Origin of the sequence: Pseudomonas sp. D8002 (assembly GCF_013385695.1) — a bacterium.
Classification (GTDB): Bacteria; Pseudomonadota; Gammaproteobacteria; order Pseudomonadales; family Pseudomonadaceae; genus Aquipseudomonas.
In genome coordinates this window covers 1-17118 of the sequence record NZ_JACAPM010000043.1, presented here as the reverse complement: position 1 = coordinate 17118, position 17118 = coordinate 1, and the positions used below count along the sequence as shown (strand labels likewise).

General features: G+C 59.8%; 15 protein-coding genes and 1 tRNA gene. 10 read left to right on the top strand and 6 right to left on the bottom strand.

Annotated features, from left to right (window positions below):
* The first annotated feature begins 12 nt into the window (after positions 1–12).
* The 6 genes from tolB (at position 13) to HX807_RS24870 (ending at position 4319) form a co-directional block, all read left to right on the top strand.
* Positions 13–1293: a Tol-Pal system beta propeller repeat protein TolB gene (gene tolB, locus HX807_RS24895; RefSeq protein WP_032868196.1), complete on the top strand. Its 1281-nt coding sequence runs from the start codon at positions 13–15 to the stop codon at positions 1291–1293.
* 55 nt (positions 1294–1348) lie between these two features.
* Positions 1349–1849, top strand: coding sequence for a peptidoglycan-associated lipoprotein Pal (gene pal, locus HX807_RS24890; protein WP_003209827.1), 501 nt, complete (start codon positions 1349–1351; stop codon positions 1847–1849).
* 6 nt (positions 1850–1855) lie between these two features.
* Positions 1856–2689 carry a tol-pal system protein YbgF gene (gene ybgF / locus HX807_RS24885; protein WP_023659229.1) on the top strand — a complete coding sequence of 278 codons (834 nt, stop codon included), beginning with the start codon at positions 1856–1858 and terminating at the stop codon, positions 2687–2689.
* Positions 2690–2853: 164 nt separating this feature from the next.
* The gene (gene queE / locus HX807_RS24880; RefSeq protein WP_003209831.1) at positions 2854–3501 is read left to right on the top strand and encodes a 7-carboxy-7-deazaguanine synthase QueE; all 648 of its coding nucleotides are present in this window, start codon (positions 2854–2856) and stop codon (positions 3499–3501) included.
* 1 nt (position 3502) lies between these two features.
* Positions 3503–4180 (top strand): 7-cyano-7-deazaguanine synthase QueC, encoded by a 678-nt coding sequence (queC, locus tag HX807_RS24875; protein WP_043225928.1) that lies wholly within the window; start codon positions 3503–3505, stop codon positions 4178–4180.
* Between the two features lie 63 nt (positions 4181–4243).
* Positions 4244–4319: transfer RNA gene (locus HX807_RS24870), tRNA-Lys, on the top strand.
* Positions 4320–4437: 118 nt separating this feature from the next.
* On the opposite strand, the gene pstB is transcribed toward HX807_RS24870, so the two are convergent.
* The 5 genes from pstB to lldD form a co-directional block, all read right to left on the bottom strand.
* Positions 4438–5217 carry a phosphate ABC transporter ATP-binding protein PstB gene (gene pstB / locus HX807_RS24865; protein ID WP_003209835.1) on the bottom strand — a complete coding sequence of 260 codons (780 nt, stop codon included), beginning with the start codon at positions 5215–5217 and terminating at the stop codon, positions 4438–4440.
* Complete coding sequence (gene pstA, locus HX807_RS24860; protein ID WP_003209837.1) at positions 5217–6089, bottom strand: phosphate ABC transporter permease PstA; 873 nt, start codon at positions 6087–6089, stop codon at positions 5217–5219. The genes pstB and pstA overlap by 1 nt, the downstream gene beginning before the upstream one ends.
* Positions 6086–7081 carry a phosphate ABC transporter permease subunit PstC gene (gene pstC / locus HX807_RS24855; RefSeq protein ID WP_177021878.1) on the bottom strand — a complete coding sequence of 332 codons (996 nt, stop codon included), beginning with the start codon at positions 7079–7081 and terminating at the stop codon, positions 6086–6088. The genes pstA and pstC overlap by 4 nt, the downstream gene beginning before the upstream one ends.
* A 66-nt stretch (positions 7082–7147) precedes the next feature.
* A complete protein-coding gene (gene pstS, locus HX807_RS24850) occupies positions 7148–8164 on the bottom strand; it encodes a phosphate ABC transporter substrate-binding protein PstS (protein WP_087692900.1) in 1017 nt (338 codons plus the stop codon).
* A 169-nt stretch (positions 8165–8333) separates the two neighbouring features.
* A complete protein-coding gene (lldD, locus tag HX807_RS24845) occupies positions 8334–9476 on the bottom strand; it encodes an FMN-dependent L-lactate dehydrogenase LldD (RefSeq protein ID WP_003209842.1) in 1143 nt (380 codons plus the stop codon).
* A gap of 107 nt (positions 9477–9583) precedes the next feature.
* Here lldD and HX807_RS24840 point away from each other — a divergent pair, with 107 nt between their 5' ends.
* Positions 9584–10489 (top strand): LysR family transcriptional regulator, encoded by a 906-nt coding sequence (locus HX807_RS24840; protein WP_003209844.1) that lies wholly within the window; start codon positions 9584–9586, stop codon positions 10487–10489.
* On the opposite strand, the gene HX807_RS24835 is transcribed toward HX807_RS24840, so the two are convergent.
* Positions 10486–12444: a PAS domain-containing sensor histidine kinase gene (locus HX807_RS24835; protein ID WP_177051400.1), complete on the bottom strand. Its 1959-nt coding sequence runs from the start codon at positions 12442–12444 to the stop codon at positions 10486–10488. The two genes, HX807_RS24840 and HX807_RS24835, sit on opposite strands and share 4 nt — an antisense overlap.
* Positions 12445–12803: 359 nt before the next feature.
* On the opposite strand from HX807_RS24835, the gene HX807_RS24830 reads away from it, so the two are divergent.
* The 3 genes from HX807_RS24830 to nadA all read left to right on the top strand — a co-directional run bounded on the left by HX807_RS24830 (position 12804) and on the right by nadA (position 17068).
* A complete protein-coding gene (locus tag HX807_RS24830; protein ID WP_003209847.1) occupies positions 12804–14090 on the top strand; it encodes an OmpP1/FadL family transporter in 1287 nt (428 codons plus the stop codon).
* Positions 14091–14218: 128 nt separating this feature from the next.
* Positions 14219–15790 (top strand): lactate dehydrogenase, encoded by a 1572-nt coding sequence (locus tag HX807_RS24825; RefSeq protein ID WP_218174107.1) that lies wholly within the window; start codon positions 14219–14221, stop codon positions 15788–15790.
* A 219-nt stretch (positions 15791–16009) separates the two neighbouring features.
* A complete protein-coding gene (gene nadA / locus HX807_RS24820; protein WP_003209852.1) occupies positions 16010–17068 on the top strand; it encodes a quinolinate synthase NadA in 1059 nt (352 codons plus the stop codon).
* The last annotated feature ends 50 nt before the right edge of the window (positions 17069–17118 follow it).

Here is a 17118-nt window from a genome sequence, read left to right as displayed (position 1 = left end):
CTTCTTCGAGGAATGCTTGTCGTTATTTGCTGCATGGCAGGGATAGCGGCGGCGGATGAAAAGAACATCCTGGTCACCAGCGGTAGCGATCGGGCCACCCCGATCGCCGTTGTGCCGTTTGGCTGGCAGGGCGGCAGCGTGCTGCCGGACGACATGTCGCAGATCATCAGCGATGACCTGCGCAACTCCGGCTACTACGCACCGATCGACAAAGGCAACATGATCAGCCAGCCGACCCAGGCCAGCGAAGTCATCTTCCGTGACTGGAAAGCGCTGAACGCCCAGTACCTGATGGTGGGCAGCATCACGCCCGCCGGCGGTCGCCTGCAGATCCAGTACACCCTGTTCAACGTCGCGACCGAGCAGCAAGTGCTGACCGGCAGCGTGTCGGGCACCACGGATCAGCTGCGGGACATGGCGCACTACATCTCCGACCAGTCGTTTGAAAAACTGACCGGGATCAAGGGTGCCTTCTCCACGCGCTTGCTCTATGTAACGGCCGAGCGTTTTTCGGTAGACAACACTCGTTACACTTTGCAGCGTTCCGACTATGACGGCGCGCGTGCAGTGACGCTGCTGCAATCCCGTGAGCCGATCCTGTCGCCGCGTTTCGCGCCAGATGGCAAGCGTATCGCCTACGTGTCCTTTGAACAGAAGCGTCCACGGATCTTCGTCCAGCACATCGATACCGGTCGCCGTGAGCAGATCACCAACTTCGAAGGCCTGAATGGCGCGCCAGCCTGGTCGCCGGATGGTTCACGCCTGGCATTCGTGCTGTCCAAAGATGGCAACCCGGACATCTACGTGATGAACATGGCTTCGCGCCAACTGAGCCGTGTTACCAGCGGCCCGGGCATCAACACCGAACCGTTCTGGGGCAAGGATGGCTCGACCATCTACTTCACCTCCGACCGTGGCGGCAAGCCGCAAGTCTACAAAACCAGCGTCAACGGCGGCGGCGCCGAACGAGTGACCTTTATTGGTAACTACAACGCTGCACCTAAGCTTTCGGCTGATGAAAAGACGTTGGTGATGATTCACCGTCAGGATGGTTTCACTAATTTCCGGGTTGCGGCCCAGGATTTGCAGCGTGGAACCGTAAAAATCCTTACAGATACCAACCTTGATGAGTCAGCTACTGTTGCGCCCAACGGCACCATGGTAATCTACGCCACCCGCCAGCAGGGCCGGGGAGTCTTGATGCTCGTGTCCATTAATGGACGCGTAAGGCTCCCGCTTCCTACCGCTCAAGGCGAAGTCAGAGAACCGTCCTGGTCCCCTTACCTGAACTGACGCGGCGCTACAAAAAGAAGTACTTAACACACTGGGGTTCATTAGGAGTTTCACGATGGAAATGCTGAAGTTTGGTAAGTTTGCTGCTCTGGCTCTGGCTCTGTCCGTAGCCGTTGGTTGCTCGTCTAAAGGCGGCGACAATGCCGGTGAAGGCGCAGCTGTTGATCCAAACGCTGGTTACGGCGCTAACACTGGTGCAGTTGACGGCTCCCTGAGCGAAGAAGCTGCTCTGCGCGCTATCACCACTTTCTACTTCGAATACGACAGTTCGGACCTGAAACCAGAAGCCATGCGCGCTCTGGACGTTCACGCGAAGGACCTGAAAGCTAACGGCGCTCGCGTTGTTCTGGAAGGTAACACCGACGAACGTGGTACTCGTGAGTACAACATGGCACTGGGCGAGCGTCGTGCGAAAGCCGTTCAGCGCTACCTGGTTCTGCAAGGTGTTGCTCCAGGCCAACTGGAACTGGTTTCCTACGGTAAAGAGCGTCCAGTTGCTACTGGCCACGACGAGCAGTCCTGGGCTCAAAACCGTCGCGTCGAACTGCGTAAGTAATTCGTCATGCGAACGTGCCGTCGTGCTCTAACTGTATTGGCTCTCAGCCTGGCACCGCTTGCGGTGTGGGCTGCGGTTCCTGTGGAAGATAGCAACTCTGGCTATAACAATAGCGGGAGCAGTTATCCGCCAGCGGGTTATGGCACGAACGGCGCCTATGCCGGGGGCGCGGCAACTGCCGCGCCTTCGGCACAGGGCGAACTGTTCAACCAGCTGCAACGCATGCAGGATCAATTGTCGCAGCAACAAGGCACGATTGAGGTTCTGCAGAATCAAGTGAACCAGCTGAAGCAAGAAGGCCTGGAGCGTTACCAGGATCTTGATCGACGCATTGGAGCCGGCGTTACACCAGCCGCCACTCCTGATAATTCTTCTGCCGGTGGCGCCGCAAGCGCCGCCGGTGGTGCAGCGGCAGGGGCCGCGGCTGCGAGCCAAGCCCCTGCCGCCAGCAGCGAACCGGGTGATCCGGCGAAGGAAAAGCTGTATTACGATGCAGCCTTCGACCTGATCAAAGCCAAGGATTTCGATAAGGCCAGCCAGGCTTTTACCGCATTCCTGCGCAAATACCCGAACAGCCAGTACGCGGGCAACGCCCAGTACTGGTTGGGTGAGGTGAACCTGGCCAAGGGTGATCTGCAGGGCGCAGGCCAGGCATTTGCCAAGGTCAGCCAGCTGTACCCCAAGCACGCCAAGGTGCCGGATTCGCTGTACAAACTGGCTGACGTAGAACGCCGCCTGGGTCATACCGACAAGGTCAAAGGCATTCTGCAGCAGGTGGTGGCCCAATATCCCGGTACCTCTGCGGCCCAGTTGGCTCAGCGGGATCTGCAACGCATGTAAGCGTCGCAACCCGTTCAGAAGAAACCCGCGCTCTGCGCGGGTTTTTTCGTTAGAATCCACGCCCTTTTATGAAACACGCTTCCTGGGGTTTACGCGTTGGCGGAATTCCTCGAAGTGCCTGACGGAGGCGGACAGCCTGTTTAGCTGTTACGCCCGTGGCGACTATGCAAGACACATTACGTATCACCGAAGTTTTTTACTCGTTGCAGGGTGAAACGCGCACTGCCGGGCTGCCCACTGTATTTGTGCGCCTCACCGGTTGCCCGCTGCGTTGCCAGTACTGCGACAGCGCCTACGCCTTCAGCGGCGGCACCGTGCGCACCCTTGAAGACATCCTTGAGCAGGTGGCCGGTTACCGGCCGCGTTATGTCTGCGTCACGGGGGGCGAGCCCCTGGCACAGCCCAATGCCATTCCCTTGCTCAAGCAGTTGTGCGATGCCGGTTACGAGGTGTCCCTGGAAACCAGCGGCGCCCTCGATATCTCTGCAGTCGACCCTCGGGTCAGCCGAGTCGTCGACCTCAAGACCCCAGGCTCCAAGGAAGTGCACCGCAACCGCTACGAGAACATTGAGCTGCTGACGGCCAACGACCAGGTCAAGTTCGTCATCTGTTCCCGTGAAGACTACGACTGGGCGACCTCCAAGCTGATCCAGTATGGCCTGGACCGCCGGGCCGGCGAAGTGCTGTTTTCCCCCAGCCATCATGACCTGAATGCTCGCGACCTGGCCGACTGGGTCGTTGCAGACAACCTTCCGGTGCGTCTGCAACTGCAGCTGCACAAGTACCTGTGGAACGATGAGCCGGGGCGCTGAGATGACTGATCAAAAACGTGCGGTGATCCTGCTGTCCGGCGGCCTCGACTCCGCGACCGTGGTCGCCATGGCCCGTGCAGAAGGCTACAGCTGCTACACCATGAGCTTCGACTACGGCCAGCGTCACCGTGCCGAACTGAACGCTGCCGCCCGTGTCGCCCGAGACCTGGGCGCGGTTGAGCACAAGGTGATCGGCCTGAATCTCGACGGCATGGGTGGCTCGGCGCTGACCGACAGCTCCATAGACGTGCCGCAAGGCCCCAGCGAAGGCATTCCGGTGACCTACGTGCCGGCACGCAACACGGTCTTCCTGTCCCTGGCCCTCGGCTGGGCCGAGGTGCTCAATGCCCGCGACATCTTCATCGGCGTCAACGCCCTGGACTACGCCGGATACCCGGACTGCCGCCCCGAGTACATCGAGTCGTTCGAGCGCATGGCCAACCTGGCGACCAAGGCCGGTGTAGAAGGGCAGGGCTTTCGCATCCTGGCGCCACTGCAGAACCGTAGCAAGGCCGATATCGTGAAGGCAGGCGTAGGACTTGGCGTCGATTACTCGCTGACTGTTTCCTGCTATCAGGCAGACACTGATGGTCGCGCTTGTGGGAAATGCGACAGCTGCAGACTGCGTGCAGAGGGCTTTCAAGCGGCCGGAATTACTGACCCAACGCGTTATTTCTGATTTATTTTAAATAAGGTGTTGAATAATCCTTAGAAATCAGTATTATACGCGCCACCACACAGCGGGTCGTTAGCTCAGTTGGTAGAGCAGTTGGCTTTTAACCAATTGGTCGTAGGTTCGAATCCCACACGACCCACCATTTTTGGCGGTTTAGAAAATCCGGAAGGCCCACGCAAGTGAGGATTTCCGGGTTTTTTTTTGCCCAGTAAAAAGCCGATCACTCTCGCGACAGAGAGTGATCGGCTTTTTTGTTAAAGCTAGCCAAACCGCCCGGTGATGTAGTCCTCGGTCTGTTTCATCTTCGGCTTGGTGAAGATCTCATCCGTATTGCCATGCTCAATCAGTTCGCCCATGAACATGAACGCCGTGCTGTCCGACACCCGGGCGGCCTGCTGCATGTTGTGGGTCACGATGATCACCGTGTATTGCTCTTTCAGCTCGGTGATCAACTGCTCGATGCGCCCGGTGGAAATCGGGTCGAGCGCCGAGGTCGGTTCATCCAGCAGCAATACCTGTGGGCGCAGCGCAATGGTGCGGGCGATGCACAGGCGTTGCTGTTGTCCGCCGGAAAGACTCTGGGCGCTTTGTTTGAGTTTGTCCTTCACCTCATCCCACAGCGCGCCGCCGCGCAAGGCTTGCTCGACTCGATCATCCATTTCCCGGCGCGACAGCTTTTCGTGGTGACGCACGGCATAGGCGATGTTGTCGTAGATCGACATCGGGAACGGTACCGGCTTCTGGAAGACCATTCCGACGTGGCTGCGCAGGCGGTTCATCGAATAGCCGGGGGCGAGGATGTTTTCGCCATTGAGCAGCACTTCACCGCGGGCTTCCTGCTTCGGGTACATCGAGTAGATACGGTTGAACACCCGCAGCAAGGTCGACTTGCCGCAGCCCGATGGGCCGATGATCGCGGTGATGCGTTTTTCCGGAATGTCGATGTCGATGGATTTCAGCGAACGTTGGTTGTTGTAGAAAAACTCCAACCCACGGACACGGATTTTGGTTTTTTCAGGATCAAGGCGGGTCGATTGCATCAGTGGGACCTATTGCGCAAAAGAATCAGGCGAGACAGCAAGCTCAGCACCAGCACGAACATCGTCAGTACCAAGGCGCCTGCCCATGCGAGGGAGTGCCAGTCATCGAAGGGGCTCATGGCGTACTGGAAAATAACCACCGGCACGCTGGCAATCGGCTTGAGCAGGTTGCTGCTCCAGAACTGGTTGCCGAAGGCGGTGAACAGCAGCGGCGCGGTTTCCCCGGTAATCCGCGCCAGCGCCAGCAGGATGCCGGTCACCACGCCGGCCTTGGCCGCTCTCAACACGATCTGCAACGTCAGTTTCCACTGGGGTACGCCCAGGGCCAGGGCCGCCTCGCGCATGGTGGAAGGTTGCAGTTGGAGCATCTCGTCGGTCGTGCGCACCACCACCGGAATCACCAGCAAGGCCAGCGCCAGGGCACCGGCAATGGCGGAGAAACCTACCTGGTGATTGGTCAGCAGGTTCAGCGGCAGGATCACCCCGGTGTAGATGAACAGGCCCAGCACGATCGACGGCGCGGACAGCAGGATGTCGTTGATGAAACGCACCGTGGTACCCAGGCGCGAGTGCCGTGCGAATTCCGCCAGCCAGATACCGGCCATCAGTCCGATGGGCGTGCCAATCAGCAGCGCAATCCCGGACATCAGGGCGCTGCCATAAAACGCGTTGGCCAGGCCGCCGTCTGTTCCGGGTGGCGGCGTCATCTCGGTAAACAGGCGCAGGTTGAGCGCCTGAAAGCCGTTGATGATGGTGGTCAGCAGAATCCACGCCAGCCACAGCAGGCCAAAGACTGTCGCGCCACAACTGAGCAGCATGGCCACCCGGTTCTTCAAGGCACGCTTGCGGTACAGGCGTTCGTTGCTGCTCATAGGCCCTCCTTGCGGGACAGGCGCATGAGCATCAGCCGCGCCAGTGCCAGCACCACGAATGTCACGATAAACAGCAGGAAGCCCAGGGCGATCAGCGCCGAACGATGCAGGTCGGTGTACGCCTCGCTGAACTCGTTGGCGATGACGGACGCGATGGAACTGCTGGGCATCAGCAACGAGGCGGAGAACTGTTGCGCGTTGCCCAGCACGAAGGTGACGGCCATGGTTTCACCCAGGGCGCGACCGAGGCCGAGAAAGATCCCGCCGATCACTGCCGAACGGGTGTAGGGCAGGACGATGTCCCACACCACTTCCCAGGTAGTACTGCCCAGTGCGTAGGCCGACTCCTTCAATTGAGTCGGCACACTGCGGAAAACCTCATGCATCACCGACGTGATGAACGGCGTGATCATGATCGCCAGCACGATGCCGGCGGTCAGCATCCCGATGCCCAGCGGTGGCCCCTGGAACAGCGATCCAATAAACGGAAGCGCACCCAGGTAGTCATTGATCCAGGGTGACAAGTGTTCAGCCATAAAGGGCCCGAAAACAAACAGGCCCCACATGCCATAGATAATCGAGGGAATGCCCGCGAGCAATTCAACGGCGGAGGCGACCGGCATTCTGAGCCAGGGCGGCGCCACTTCGGTGAGGAAAATCGCGATGCCGAAACTCACCGGCACCGCAATCAGCAACGCCAGCAACGAGGTGACCAAGGTGCCGTAGATCGGTACCAGGGCGCCAAAGTGGTTGTTGACCGCATCCCACTCGGTGCTGGTGATGAAACCGAAACCGAAGGTCTTGAACGCCAGGCCACCGCCCCACAGGGTGGAGGCGGCGATGCTTGCCAAGAGCAGCAGCACCAGCATCGCGGCCCCGAACATCGAGCGTTTGAACCACAGATCGTGGCGCTGATCGCGAGCGGCGCGGCTATCACCCGACACGTCGCTTGCGTGAGTAGTCATAACCAGGGATTGCACGGTGTCGTTCATATCAGAAGTGCTCACCCGCCTCCATCAAGCATGCACATGCTTGAGGAAGGGGGCTATAGAGGCGGATCAGTGGGCGAAGTCAGACTTCCAGTAACCTTCGATCCGGGTCACGAGGGAATCGGGCAACGCTACGTAGTCCAATGCCGCAGCCTGCTGCTGACCTTTCTCCAACGACCATTTGAAGAAGTTGAAAGCGGCCTGGCTTTGCTCGGCGTTTTTTGCCTGCTTGTACATGATGATCCAGGTGGTCGCCGTGATCGGCCACGCGTTCTCGCCCGGTGCGTTGGTCATGATCAGGTTGAAGTCATGGGCGTTGGCCCAATCGGCAGTATCAGCCGCTGCCTGGAAGCCCTTGGCGTTGGGCTCGACGAATTTGCCGGACGCGTTCTTCAGTGAGGCGTAGGTCATCTTGTTTTGCAGGGCGTAGGCGTATTCAACAAAGCCGATGGAGTTCTTGATCTGCTTCACGTAGGCCGAAACACCTTCGTTACCCTTGCCGCCCACACCGACCGGCCACGGCACGGTGGTGCCGAAACCGATTTTGGTTTTCCAGCCATCACTGACCTTGGAGAGGTAGTTGGTGAAGTTGTACGAGGTGCCCGAGCCGTCCGAGCGGTGGACCACGGTGATATTCGCGCCCGGCAGTTTCAAGCCGGGGTTGAGGGCGGCAATCGCCGGGTCGTTCCAGGCCTTGATGTCACCGAGGAAGATCTTCGCCAGCACATCACCATCGAGTTTCAGCTGGCCAGCTGCAACGCCCTCGACGTTCATCACCGGCACGATGCCGCCAATCACGCTTGGGAATTGGCCGAGGCCGCCGGCCTTCAGTTCATCCGCCGACAGCGGCGCGTCGGACGCACCGAAGTCCACGGTAGCCGCCTTGATCTGGGCGATACCACCACCGGAGCCGATGGACTGGTAGTTGATCCGGTCACTGGAGCTTTTGCTGTATTCCTGGGACCACTTGGACAGCACCGGGTAGACGAAACTGGAGCCTGCGCCCGTGACGTCAGTGGCGTGAGCGACACCACTCAGGCACAGGGCAGTGAACAACACTGACAGACTCTTTTTGGTCAGCAACATCACGACGACACCTCAAAGGAAGGGGGCAGGTGGAGGACTCCACCTGCCTGGGACGTGACGATTTAATTCCTGAAATGTGTCTGTTTAATGACGGTTTGGCTTTATGAAGAAACATTTAGAAATATCTGTGGGCGACCCCGGAAGGGATGCTCCGAGGTCGCTGCACTGATCAACCCTGGCTGCGCACCAGGATCGACTCATCGATCTGGGCGATCGACGTGACTCCGGTCAACGTCATGGCCACGCGCATTTCCTTGGCGAAGATATCCAGCAGGTTCTCCACGCCACGCTGCCCGTCGGCGGCCAGTGCGTAAGCCTGTGCACGGCCCAGCAGAACGCCCTTGGCGCCCAGCGCGAGCATGCGCACCACGTCCAGCCCCGAGCGTACGCCGGAGTCCACCAGCACCGTCAGATCGCTGCCCACGGCTTGTACGATAGGCGCCAGTGCCTTGGCTGTGGACAGCACGCCATCCAACTGGCGCCCGCCGTGGTTGGATACGACGATGCCGTCGGCACCAAAGCTCACCGCGTCCTTGGCATCTTGTGGGTCGAGGATGCCTTTGATGATCATCGGGCCTTTCCAGAATTCGCGGATCCACTCCAGGTCTTTCCAACTGATGGAAGGGTCGAAGTTGTTGGCCAGCCAGCCGATGTAGTCCTTCAGTTGGGTGGGCTTGCCCAGGTACTTGGAGATGTTGCCCAGGTCGTGGGGGCGACCCAGCAGGCCCACATCGAAGGCCCAGGCCGGTTTGGTCATGGCCTGCAGGATTTGGCGTTGCGGCCCGTAGGCACCGGACATACCCGAATGGGCGTCGCGATAACGCGCGCCGGGGGTGGGCATGTCGACCGTGAACACGAGGTTTTTCACCCCGGCGGCCTGGGCGCGCTCCAGGGCGTTTTTCATGAAGCCGCGGTCTTTCAGCACATACAGCTGAAACCAGATCGATTGCGGGCTCTGGGACGCCACTTCCTCGATCGGGCACACGGAAACGGTCGACAGGCAAAACGGAATGCCCTTGTTCGCTGCCGCCTTCGCCGCCTGGACTTCACCACGCCGGGCAAACATGCCGGTCAGGCCCACCGGGCTGAGGACCACCGGCATCGCCAATGGCTGGTCGAACAACGTGGTTTCAAGGCTCAGGCTTTCGACGTTGCGCAGGATGCGCTGGCGCAGGCTGATATCCGACAGGTCGGAGCTGTTGGCCCTGAGGGTGTGTTCGGCGTAGGCGCCGCCGTCGATGTAGTCGAACAGGAAACGCGGCAGTTTGCGGCGGGCGGCTTCGCGGTAATCCGATGCAGACGAAATGATCATGAACAGTGATGCCCCGAGTGAAGAAAACGGTGGGGTGAGGATAGACAAACGCCTTTCATGGTAAAAACAACTTTTCCAACTTGAATCAAGTCGCAAACGGAATACTCATGAACCTTCGTACGTTGCTGGCCTTTGTCGAAGTAGTTCGCCAGGGCAGCTTCTCACAAGCAGCCGAGGTGGTTTCGCTCACCCAGTCTACCGTCAGCAAGGCGGTCAAGACTCTGGAAGATGAATTGGGCACGCCGCTGTTCAATCGCATCGGCCACAAGAGCGAGCTCACGGCCGCCGGCGAAATTGCCTACCGCCGAGCGCTGGTGTTGCTGGCGGAGCGCAGTGACCTGGTGGCCGAGATCAACGACTTGCTGGGGCTCAAGCGCGGTGTATTGCGCATCGGCTTGCCGCCGGTGGGCAGTGGGGTGCTGTTTGCGGCGATGTTTGCCTTGTATCGACAGCGTTATCCGGAAATCGAGATCGAGCTGATCGAGCATGGCAGCAAGAAGTTGGGCGAATGCCTGGAGGCCGGGGAGGTGGACCTGGCCGCGTTGCTGGTACCGGTGGCGGGAGAATTTGAATATCAGGATGTGCGCGTCGAGCCACTGATGGTGGTGATGCCGATCGACCATCCTTTGGCCGGGCGTAAAAGCGTCGATTTTTCCGACCTGGCTGACTCGCCCTTTATTCTGTTCGAGGCCGGGTTTGCGCTTAACCGGATCATTCTCACAGCCTGCGAGCGCAGAGGCGTAGTCCCGCGTATCACCGCCCGCAGTGCCCAGATCGACTTTATCGTCGACCTGGTTGCCGCAGGCCTGGGTGTCGCGTTTCTACCGAGCATGCTGGCTTACAAACACCTGCACGCCGGCATCGCCCTGATCCAGCTGGACGAGCCCCAGACTGATTGGCACATCGCCCTGGCTTGGCGGCGACAGGCGCACTTGCCACCGGCGGCGCGGGCCTGGCTGGATCTGGCCCTGGAGATGGGGAATGTTCCGGACACGACCCGGCCTGCGGTCTAGCCTTGTGCGACCAGGGGCAGGCGGCTCTTGACGACTTTTTGCAGCAGCAGGGCCAGCACCTCGGTGGAATACGGCTTTTGCAGCAAGACAAAACGGCTGGCTTCTTCCTGGGCGATACGCGCGTATTCGTCGTTGTAGCCGGTGGTGAGCACCACCGGCAGCCATGGGTACAAGGCTTCGATTGCGTCCAGCAACTCCAGGCCACTCATGCCGGGCATGGAGATATCGGAGAACACCACCTGGAAGCTTTCCGGGTTGGGGGCCAGGGCTTCCAGCGCGCTGTTCGCATCCGGCACCCACAGCACGTGAAAGCCCATCTGTTCCAGGGTTTGCGAGGTGTACAGGCCCACATCGGCGTTGTCCTCGACCATCAGCACGCACAAGCCTGAGATGATGGGCGAAGCGCTGGTGTCTTGAGGTACCGGCATGGCACTTGGCTCGACCTTGGGCAGGTACAGCGTAAATTGGCTACCCCTGCCGCACTCGCTCTGTACCAGGATTTCCCCGCCTGATTGCTTGGCGAAGCCGTACACCTGGGACAAGCCCAGGCCGGTGCCCTGGCCGATACCCTTGGTGGTGTAGAAGGGCTCAAAGATCGCGTCGAGTTTTTCCGGCGGGATACCCGAGCCGGTGTCCGCCAGTTCGATGGTCACGTAATCGGCGACACGTACCGGGTGAGCGCGAACCGAGGGTAGCCAGGTTGCCGTCGAAACGGTGATGGTCAAATGCCCGTTGCCGGCCATGGCATCCCTGGCGTTCACCACCATGTTGACCAGCGCGGTATCGAACTGGCTTTCGTCGGCGTTGATAAAGCAGGCGTCGTCAGGCACCTGGATGCTTACCTTGACCCGCGAGCCGGTCAGGCTGTCCATCATCTCGCCCACCCGCTTTACACTTTCGCCGACGTTGAACACCTCGGGTCGCAAAGCCTGGCGGCGGGCGAATGTGAGCAACTGGGCCGTCAGGCGGGCCGCGCGATCGACCGTGCTGGCGATGGCTTCCACGTATTTCACGCGGCGTGCTTCGCTCAGGGCAGGTGGCTTGAGCAAGTCGGCACAGGACTTGATCACCGTCAGCAGGTTATTGAAATCATGTGCGACACCGCCAGTGAGCTGGCCGATGGCTTCCAGTTTCTGTGACTGACGCAGGGCGTCTTCCGACAGTCGCAGGGCTTCCTTGGCTTCTTCCTCAGCCTGGATGTCGCGGCCCACGGCGTGGATGTAGTCGCTGTCGGGCACGGCCGTCCAGGCGATCATGCGGTAGCTGCCGTCCTGGTGGCGGTAACGGTTCTTGAAATTGGGGAAGTTCTTGCCATCGCCCAAACGGCTGACCGCCGAGGATGAGACGGCCAGGTCGTCGGGGTGAACCAGGGCCAGCAACTGGCTGCCCACCAGGTCGTTTTCGGCGTGGCCGAGCATGCGTGTCCAGGCCGGGTTCACGGCGGAGATCACACCGTCGAGTTGTGCCACCAGCATCAGGTCCGGCGACAGGCGCCAGATACGGTCGCGATCGCGAGTGCGTTCGACCACCCGCTGTTCCAGGGACTCGTTGAGTTTGCGCAGGGACTCTTCGGCTTCGCGCAGGGGCGTGATGTCCCGGGACACGCAGAGGATTTTCTCCGGCAGGCCGTCACTGCCCATGATCGGGCTGACGTTCACGTGCCACCATTTAAGGTTGCCGGCCAGGGTGTGGGCAGCGCCGACAAAGCTGGCATTGCGACCGGCCTTGGCGGCCTCAACGGCGGCCTTGGCATCGAGATTGCCCTGGTCGTGCCAGAAGTCGGGCCAGGGGCAGCCGCGGATCGCATTGAAGTCGCTGACTTCCATGATCTGCTTGCCGCCTTCGCTCATGAAGGTCAGGCGGGCGTCGAGGTCCAGCACCTTGATGCAATCGTTGATGCTGGCAAGCACGCGTTCGGTGAAGGCTTCGCTGTGGTTGAGGCCCGCGGCGGACAAATCACTCTCGCCAGATTCAGGTGGGCTGTTTGTCTCAGGACCCGTCCCGATAGTGCTATTCATTTGAGTGCTGCCACGCGTGTTAAATGGCCGTCATCATGTCATTGCGACACTTATATCACCAGCGCCTTCACGCTTATTCGATGGCAGGCAATCCGGCCTGCTGCAAGCGTGACGGCGAGATTAAAACCCGTCAGTCATATTCAGGTTCCGGGGTCTGAATAAGTGCTGGAAAAACCGTCGAAGTCTTTGAAAGAAATAGGATTGTCGGACAATTTTGCGCATGAAAAACTCTTCATAATTTGCCCGCTCGAAGATTGGTAGCTTCCTCTCGCTGCCCAATAATTCGAGTTCTAATAATGAATAAAAAACTCTTCAAGAGCGCTTTGGCGCTGTCGATTTCCCTTGCCTCCACTTCCTTGTTTGCCGGTGGTTTCGCCCTCAACGAACAAAGCATCAGTTCAATGGGGACCGGTTACGCCGGGCGTTCCTCCTCCGCGGATGACGCCAGCACGGTGTTCGGCAACCCGGCGGGCATGTCTCGCCTCAAGCAGAATGAAGTGAGCATCGGGGCGACCTACCTGGATGCCAAGTCGAACATCAAGGACGCCAGTTCCAGCCAAGGTGGCGTGGACAACCCCGGCACCAACAAAGGCGATATGGTCCCCGGCATCGCCGTACCGATGGGCTACCTGGTGACGCCGATTGATGAACACTGGGCGTTTGGCCTGGGAATCTACGCGCCGTTCGGCCTCGTGACCGACTATGAACACAGCTTCCAGGGCAATGGCTTTGGCAACAAAAGCAAGGTTCAAGTCATCACCGTGCAGCCAACCGTCAGCTATGCCTTCAACGACAAGGTTTCGGTGGGCTTCGGTCCGACCTTCAACCGTATCAGTGGCGAACTGGACTCCAAGGTCCCGGCATTTGGCCTCGGCACGGAAAACGTGAAGGTCAAGGGCGACGACACCGCCACCGGTTTCAACGCCGGTATCCTGGTGCAGCCGATTGAAAGCACGCGCATTGGTGTGACCTACCACTCGCAGGTTGTGTATCACCTGTCGGGCAAAACCAACGCCTCGGGGGTGCTCACCGACCTGGTGGATGGCGGCCCGCAGCGGTATGACGCCAAGCTGGATGTCACCACGCCGTCGTCCGTGGACTTCTCGGTCACCCATAAACTCAACGATGACTGGACCCTGTACGTCGGCAGCACCTACACCCGCTGGAGCCAGTTGAAGAAGATTACGATCAACAACAGTGGCGTCTCTGACCTCGCCACCGAACTGGCCGGCCTGAACTCCATCACCGAAGAACAGCACTGGCATGACACCTGGTCTCACGCCATCGGCCTGTCGTACCAGTTGAACAAGCAACTGGTGCTGCGTACCGGCTTTTCGGTGGACCAGACGCCCACCAACAACACCGACCGGTCCGTACGTATTCCTACGGGCGATCGCACGGTGTTCAGCCTGGGCGCCGGCTGGACGCCAGTGGATAACCTGACCTTCGACGTCGCTTATTCCTACCTGAAAGAAGAGCCGATCAAGGTCCGCGACAATAATCCGCAACTGGCGCTGACCTACGACGCCAAGTATGAAAACAGCGCCAACGGTTTCGGCGGTTCGGTGACTTACCGCTTCTGATGCACCGGAAGAGGGCAAAGAGTCAGTTTTCTGACATGGCTCTTTGCTAGCAATTGTATCAATCGTGCTACCAAACCTTCCCTGTCTTGGTTAAATTGGCTGCAATCCAGTTCAAGACAGGGATCGTCATGACTACGCTTTCGCCGATCAGCTCCGCCATCGCCCTTACCAATCGACCCGCCGTTAACCCGCCAGCTACGCAGGCGCCAGAAACGGACGCCGCTGCCGTGCGACCTTCCTCGGTGGTCAGCCTTGGCAATGTCACGGTAGACGTTCAAGCCGAGACGTATTCCCGCAACGGCCAATTGCCCGGCCATGGGCCGATCAATGCCTGGGAAAGTGACAGCGACGATGCGGTCACCAAAGCGATCAGCACGAATTTCCCTGCACTGCCCAGAGGCACAGGCTTCAGCGGCCTGGGCGCTACCCTGATCGAGCAATTTGCGAAGAGCGGTACCGACATTTCCCAGTCGGCGCTGAGCACCAGCTCTTCCAGGACCCAAAGCCCCGCCGAACTCAAGGTTCAACAGGCGCTGCTGCACAGCAAGGCCGACAACCTGGTCAGCCTGACCGTCAAGACGGCCAGCGGCAAGACCGTCACCTTCAGCCTGGCCAGCCAGTCCGCAGGCCTGGCCGCGCAGGCGAAGGTGGACGGTGGCGCCCTCAGCGCCGCCGAACTCAAGGAAGTCGCCAAGTTGGGCGAAGCCTTCCAGGACGCGATCGACGGCCTGGCCGCCCAGCCGCCGAAGCTCGAGCTGAGCAAGCTGACGCAGTTTGATTCCAGCGTATTGGCTGCGGTGGACCTCAGCGGCAAATTGAAAGTGAGCAATGCTGACGACCTCACGCTTGCATTCCATGCGGACAGCCAGGGCCGCACCACGCGCATGAGTAGCCCGTCGGGGGAAGTGAATCTCTCGGTCGATCTGAAGAACGCCGGCATCCTCGGCAACGCCAAGCAACAGGCAATCGCGCTGAAAAGCTACCTGGCCCAGTTCGACAAGGCCCAGGCGCGGGGCAAGGCCGATGCTGACCTGATGGCGATGTTCAAGGATGCGTTTACCGCCATGAACAGCAACTACCCGCAGGGCGCCAAAGCGCCTGCGCCGCTGACCCGCAGCGCGGCAGATCAAGGTCTGCTGACGGGTCTGGCGGATTTCAAGGCCTCCATCACCCAGGCGGCCAGCTCCCCCAACCCGGCGCGCCCAGGAGAAACCGATACGTTTGCCTATGGGATTTCCAAGAAAACGCGCATCGGCGGCAATGACCTCTCCAATCGCACGATCGATCAGGTCCAGCGATCAAGCCTCAAGGCCAGTTTCCATCAGGGCCTGGATGGCGGGAAGCCGCCGGCTTTCGATACCAGGCGCGAGTCGCAGAACTACCTCTATGTGCAGGTCGACGACAAGGCCAGCAGTGCGGCGAACATCACCTACAAGGATGGCTTCCTGACCAACGCCTCCGTGGACCAAAGCGCCAGCCAGAACACCCGCACCCAGCGATACGAGATGGCTCGACTGGTTAAAGACAGCGTGGTACCGAACGAGGCCACCAGCCATCGCGACTACCTGGTACTGCTGGAATATGCGGCGCGGGAAGGCAAGAGTGCCAAGGGCGCCGATGAAACCATCCTGAAGGATGCCCTGGCGAACATGCATCAGTGGGCGTTGCTGCAAGGCGATCCGTCCGCTTTGCCCGGTTAAACCGGTCGTTGTAAAAAAGGGAAACCCCTGGCCGGGTTTCCCTTTTTCATGCCTGGCCGAATCCCAGATTAGGCTTTTGAAACCATTCGATATTCTGTAGCCTTGCGCAGCTTCACCGTGCTTGATGAACACAATCACTTCGTCCGGCGGCGCCCGAAAGGCTCCAGAGCCGGTGGTACACTCGACTTTCGCGCAACTGCGCCTGCAGGTCTTGCGAACATGACGCAAATTTCCGAACGCCTTCTGGTCCAAGCCCACCTCGACGCCAAGCAGCCCAAGGTGCTGAGCGCCGAAGAAGAGGCGGGCTACCGCGCCGCCATCGCCGCCGAGCTCAAGGCTCAGGACGCGGTGCTGGTGGCACACTTCTACTGCGACCCGGTGATTCAGGCCCTGGCCGAAGAAACCGGTGGCTGTGTCTCCGACTCCCTGGAAATGGCCCGCTTCGGCGCGGCGCACCCGGCCAAGACCGTATTGGTGGCGGGCGTGCGATTCATGGGGGAGACGGCCAAGATCCTCACGCCTGAAAAACGCATCCTGATGCCGACACTGGAAGCCACGTGCTCTCTGGACCTTGGCTGCCCGGTGGATGAGTTCTCGGCATTCTGTGATCAGCACCCTGAGCGCACCGTGGTGGTTTATGCCAACACGTCGGCGGCGGTGAAAGCCCGTGCTGATTGGGTGGTGACTTCCAGTTGTGCGCTGGAGATTGTCGAAAGCCTGATGGATAACGGCGAGACGATTATCTGGGGGCCGGACAAGCACCTGGGCACCTATATCCAGCGTCAGACGGGTGCAGACATGTTGCTGTGGGATGGTGCGTGCATCGTGCACGAGGAGTTCAAGTCCAAGCAGTTGGAGGACATGAAGGCGTTGTACCCGGACGCGGCGATTCTGGTGCACCCGGAGTCGCCGACGTCGGTGATCGAGTTGGCGGATGCGGTGGGGTCTACCAGCCAGTTGATTGCGGCGGCGCAGCGGTTGCCGAACAAGACGTTTATCGTGGCCACCGACCGCGGCATTTTCTACAAGATGCAGCAGCTGTGCCCGGACAAGGTGTTTGTCGAGGCGCCGACGGCGGGGAATGGGGCGGCGTGTCGCAGTTGTGCGCATTGCCCGTGGATGGCGATGAATACCCTGGAGCGCACGCTGCAGTGCTTGCGTGAGGGGAGTAATGAGATTTTTGTTGAGCCTTCGGTGATTCCGCAGGCGGTTAGACCGCTGAAGCGGATGTTGGATTTTACTCAGGCGGCTCGGTTGAGGTTGGCGGGGAATGCTTGATCTTGTTTGAGTACATATCCGTTATTTAGGTAACGGCCGCTTATGGTTCC

Bases quoted from the DNA above. Each gene is read 5' to 3' on its own strand.
- tolB (WP_032868196.1), top strand. From the start codon at position 13: ATGCTTGTCGTTATTTGCTGCATGGCAGGGATAGCGGCGGCGGATGAA.
- pal (WP_003209827.1), top strand. From the start codon at position 1,349: ATGGAAATGCTGAAGTTTGGTAAGTTTGCTGCTCTGGCTCTGGCTCTG.
- ybgF (WP_023659229.1), top strand. From the start codon at position 1,856: ATGCGAACGTGCCGTCGTGCTCTAACTGTATTGGCTCTCAGCCTGGCA.
- queE (WP_003209831.1), top strand. From the start codon at position 2,854: ATGCAAGACACATTACGTATCACCGAAGTTTTTTACTCGTTGCAGGGT.
- queC (WP_043225928.1), top strand. From the start codon at position 3,503: ATGACTGATCAAAAACGTGCGGTGATCCTGCTGTCCGGCGGCCTCGAC.
- pstB (WP_003209835.1), bottom strand. From the start codon at position 5,217: ATGCAATCGACCCGCCTTGATCCTGAAAAAACCAAAATCCGTGTCCGT.
- pstA (WP_003209837.1), bottom strand. From the start codon at position 6,089: ATGAGCAGCAACGAACGCCTGTACCGCAAGCGTGCCTTGAAGAACCGG.
- pstC (WP_177021878.1), bottom strand. From the start codon at position 7,081: ATGAACGACACCGTGCAATCCCTGGTTATGACTACTCACGCAAGCGAC.
- pstS (WP_087692900.1), bottom strand. From the start codon at position 8,164: ATGTTGCTGACCAAAAAGAGTCTGTCAGTGTTGTTCACTGCCCTGTGC.
- lldD (WP_003209842.1), bottom strand. From the start codon at position 9,476: ATGATCATTTCGTCTGCATCGGATTACCGCGAAGCCGCCCGCCGCAAA.
- HX807_RS24840 (WP_003209844.1), top strand. From the start codon at position 9,584: ATGAACCTTCGTACGTTGCTGGCCTTTGTCGAAGTAGTTCGCCAGGGC.
- HX807_RS24830 (WP_003209847.1), top strand. From the start codon at position 12,804: ATGAATAAAAAACTCTTCAAGAGCGCTTTGGCGCTGTCGATTTCCCTT.
- HX807_RS24825 (WP_218174107.1), top strand. From the start codon at position 14,219: ATGACTACGCTTTCGCCGATCAGCTCCGCCATCGCCCTTACCAATCGA.
- nadA (WP_003209852.1), top strand. From the start codon at position 16,010: ATGACGCAAATTTCCGAACGCCTTCTGGTCCAAGCCCACCTCGACGCC.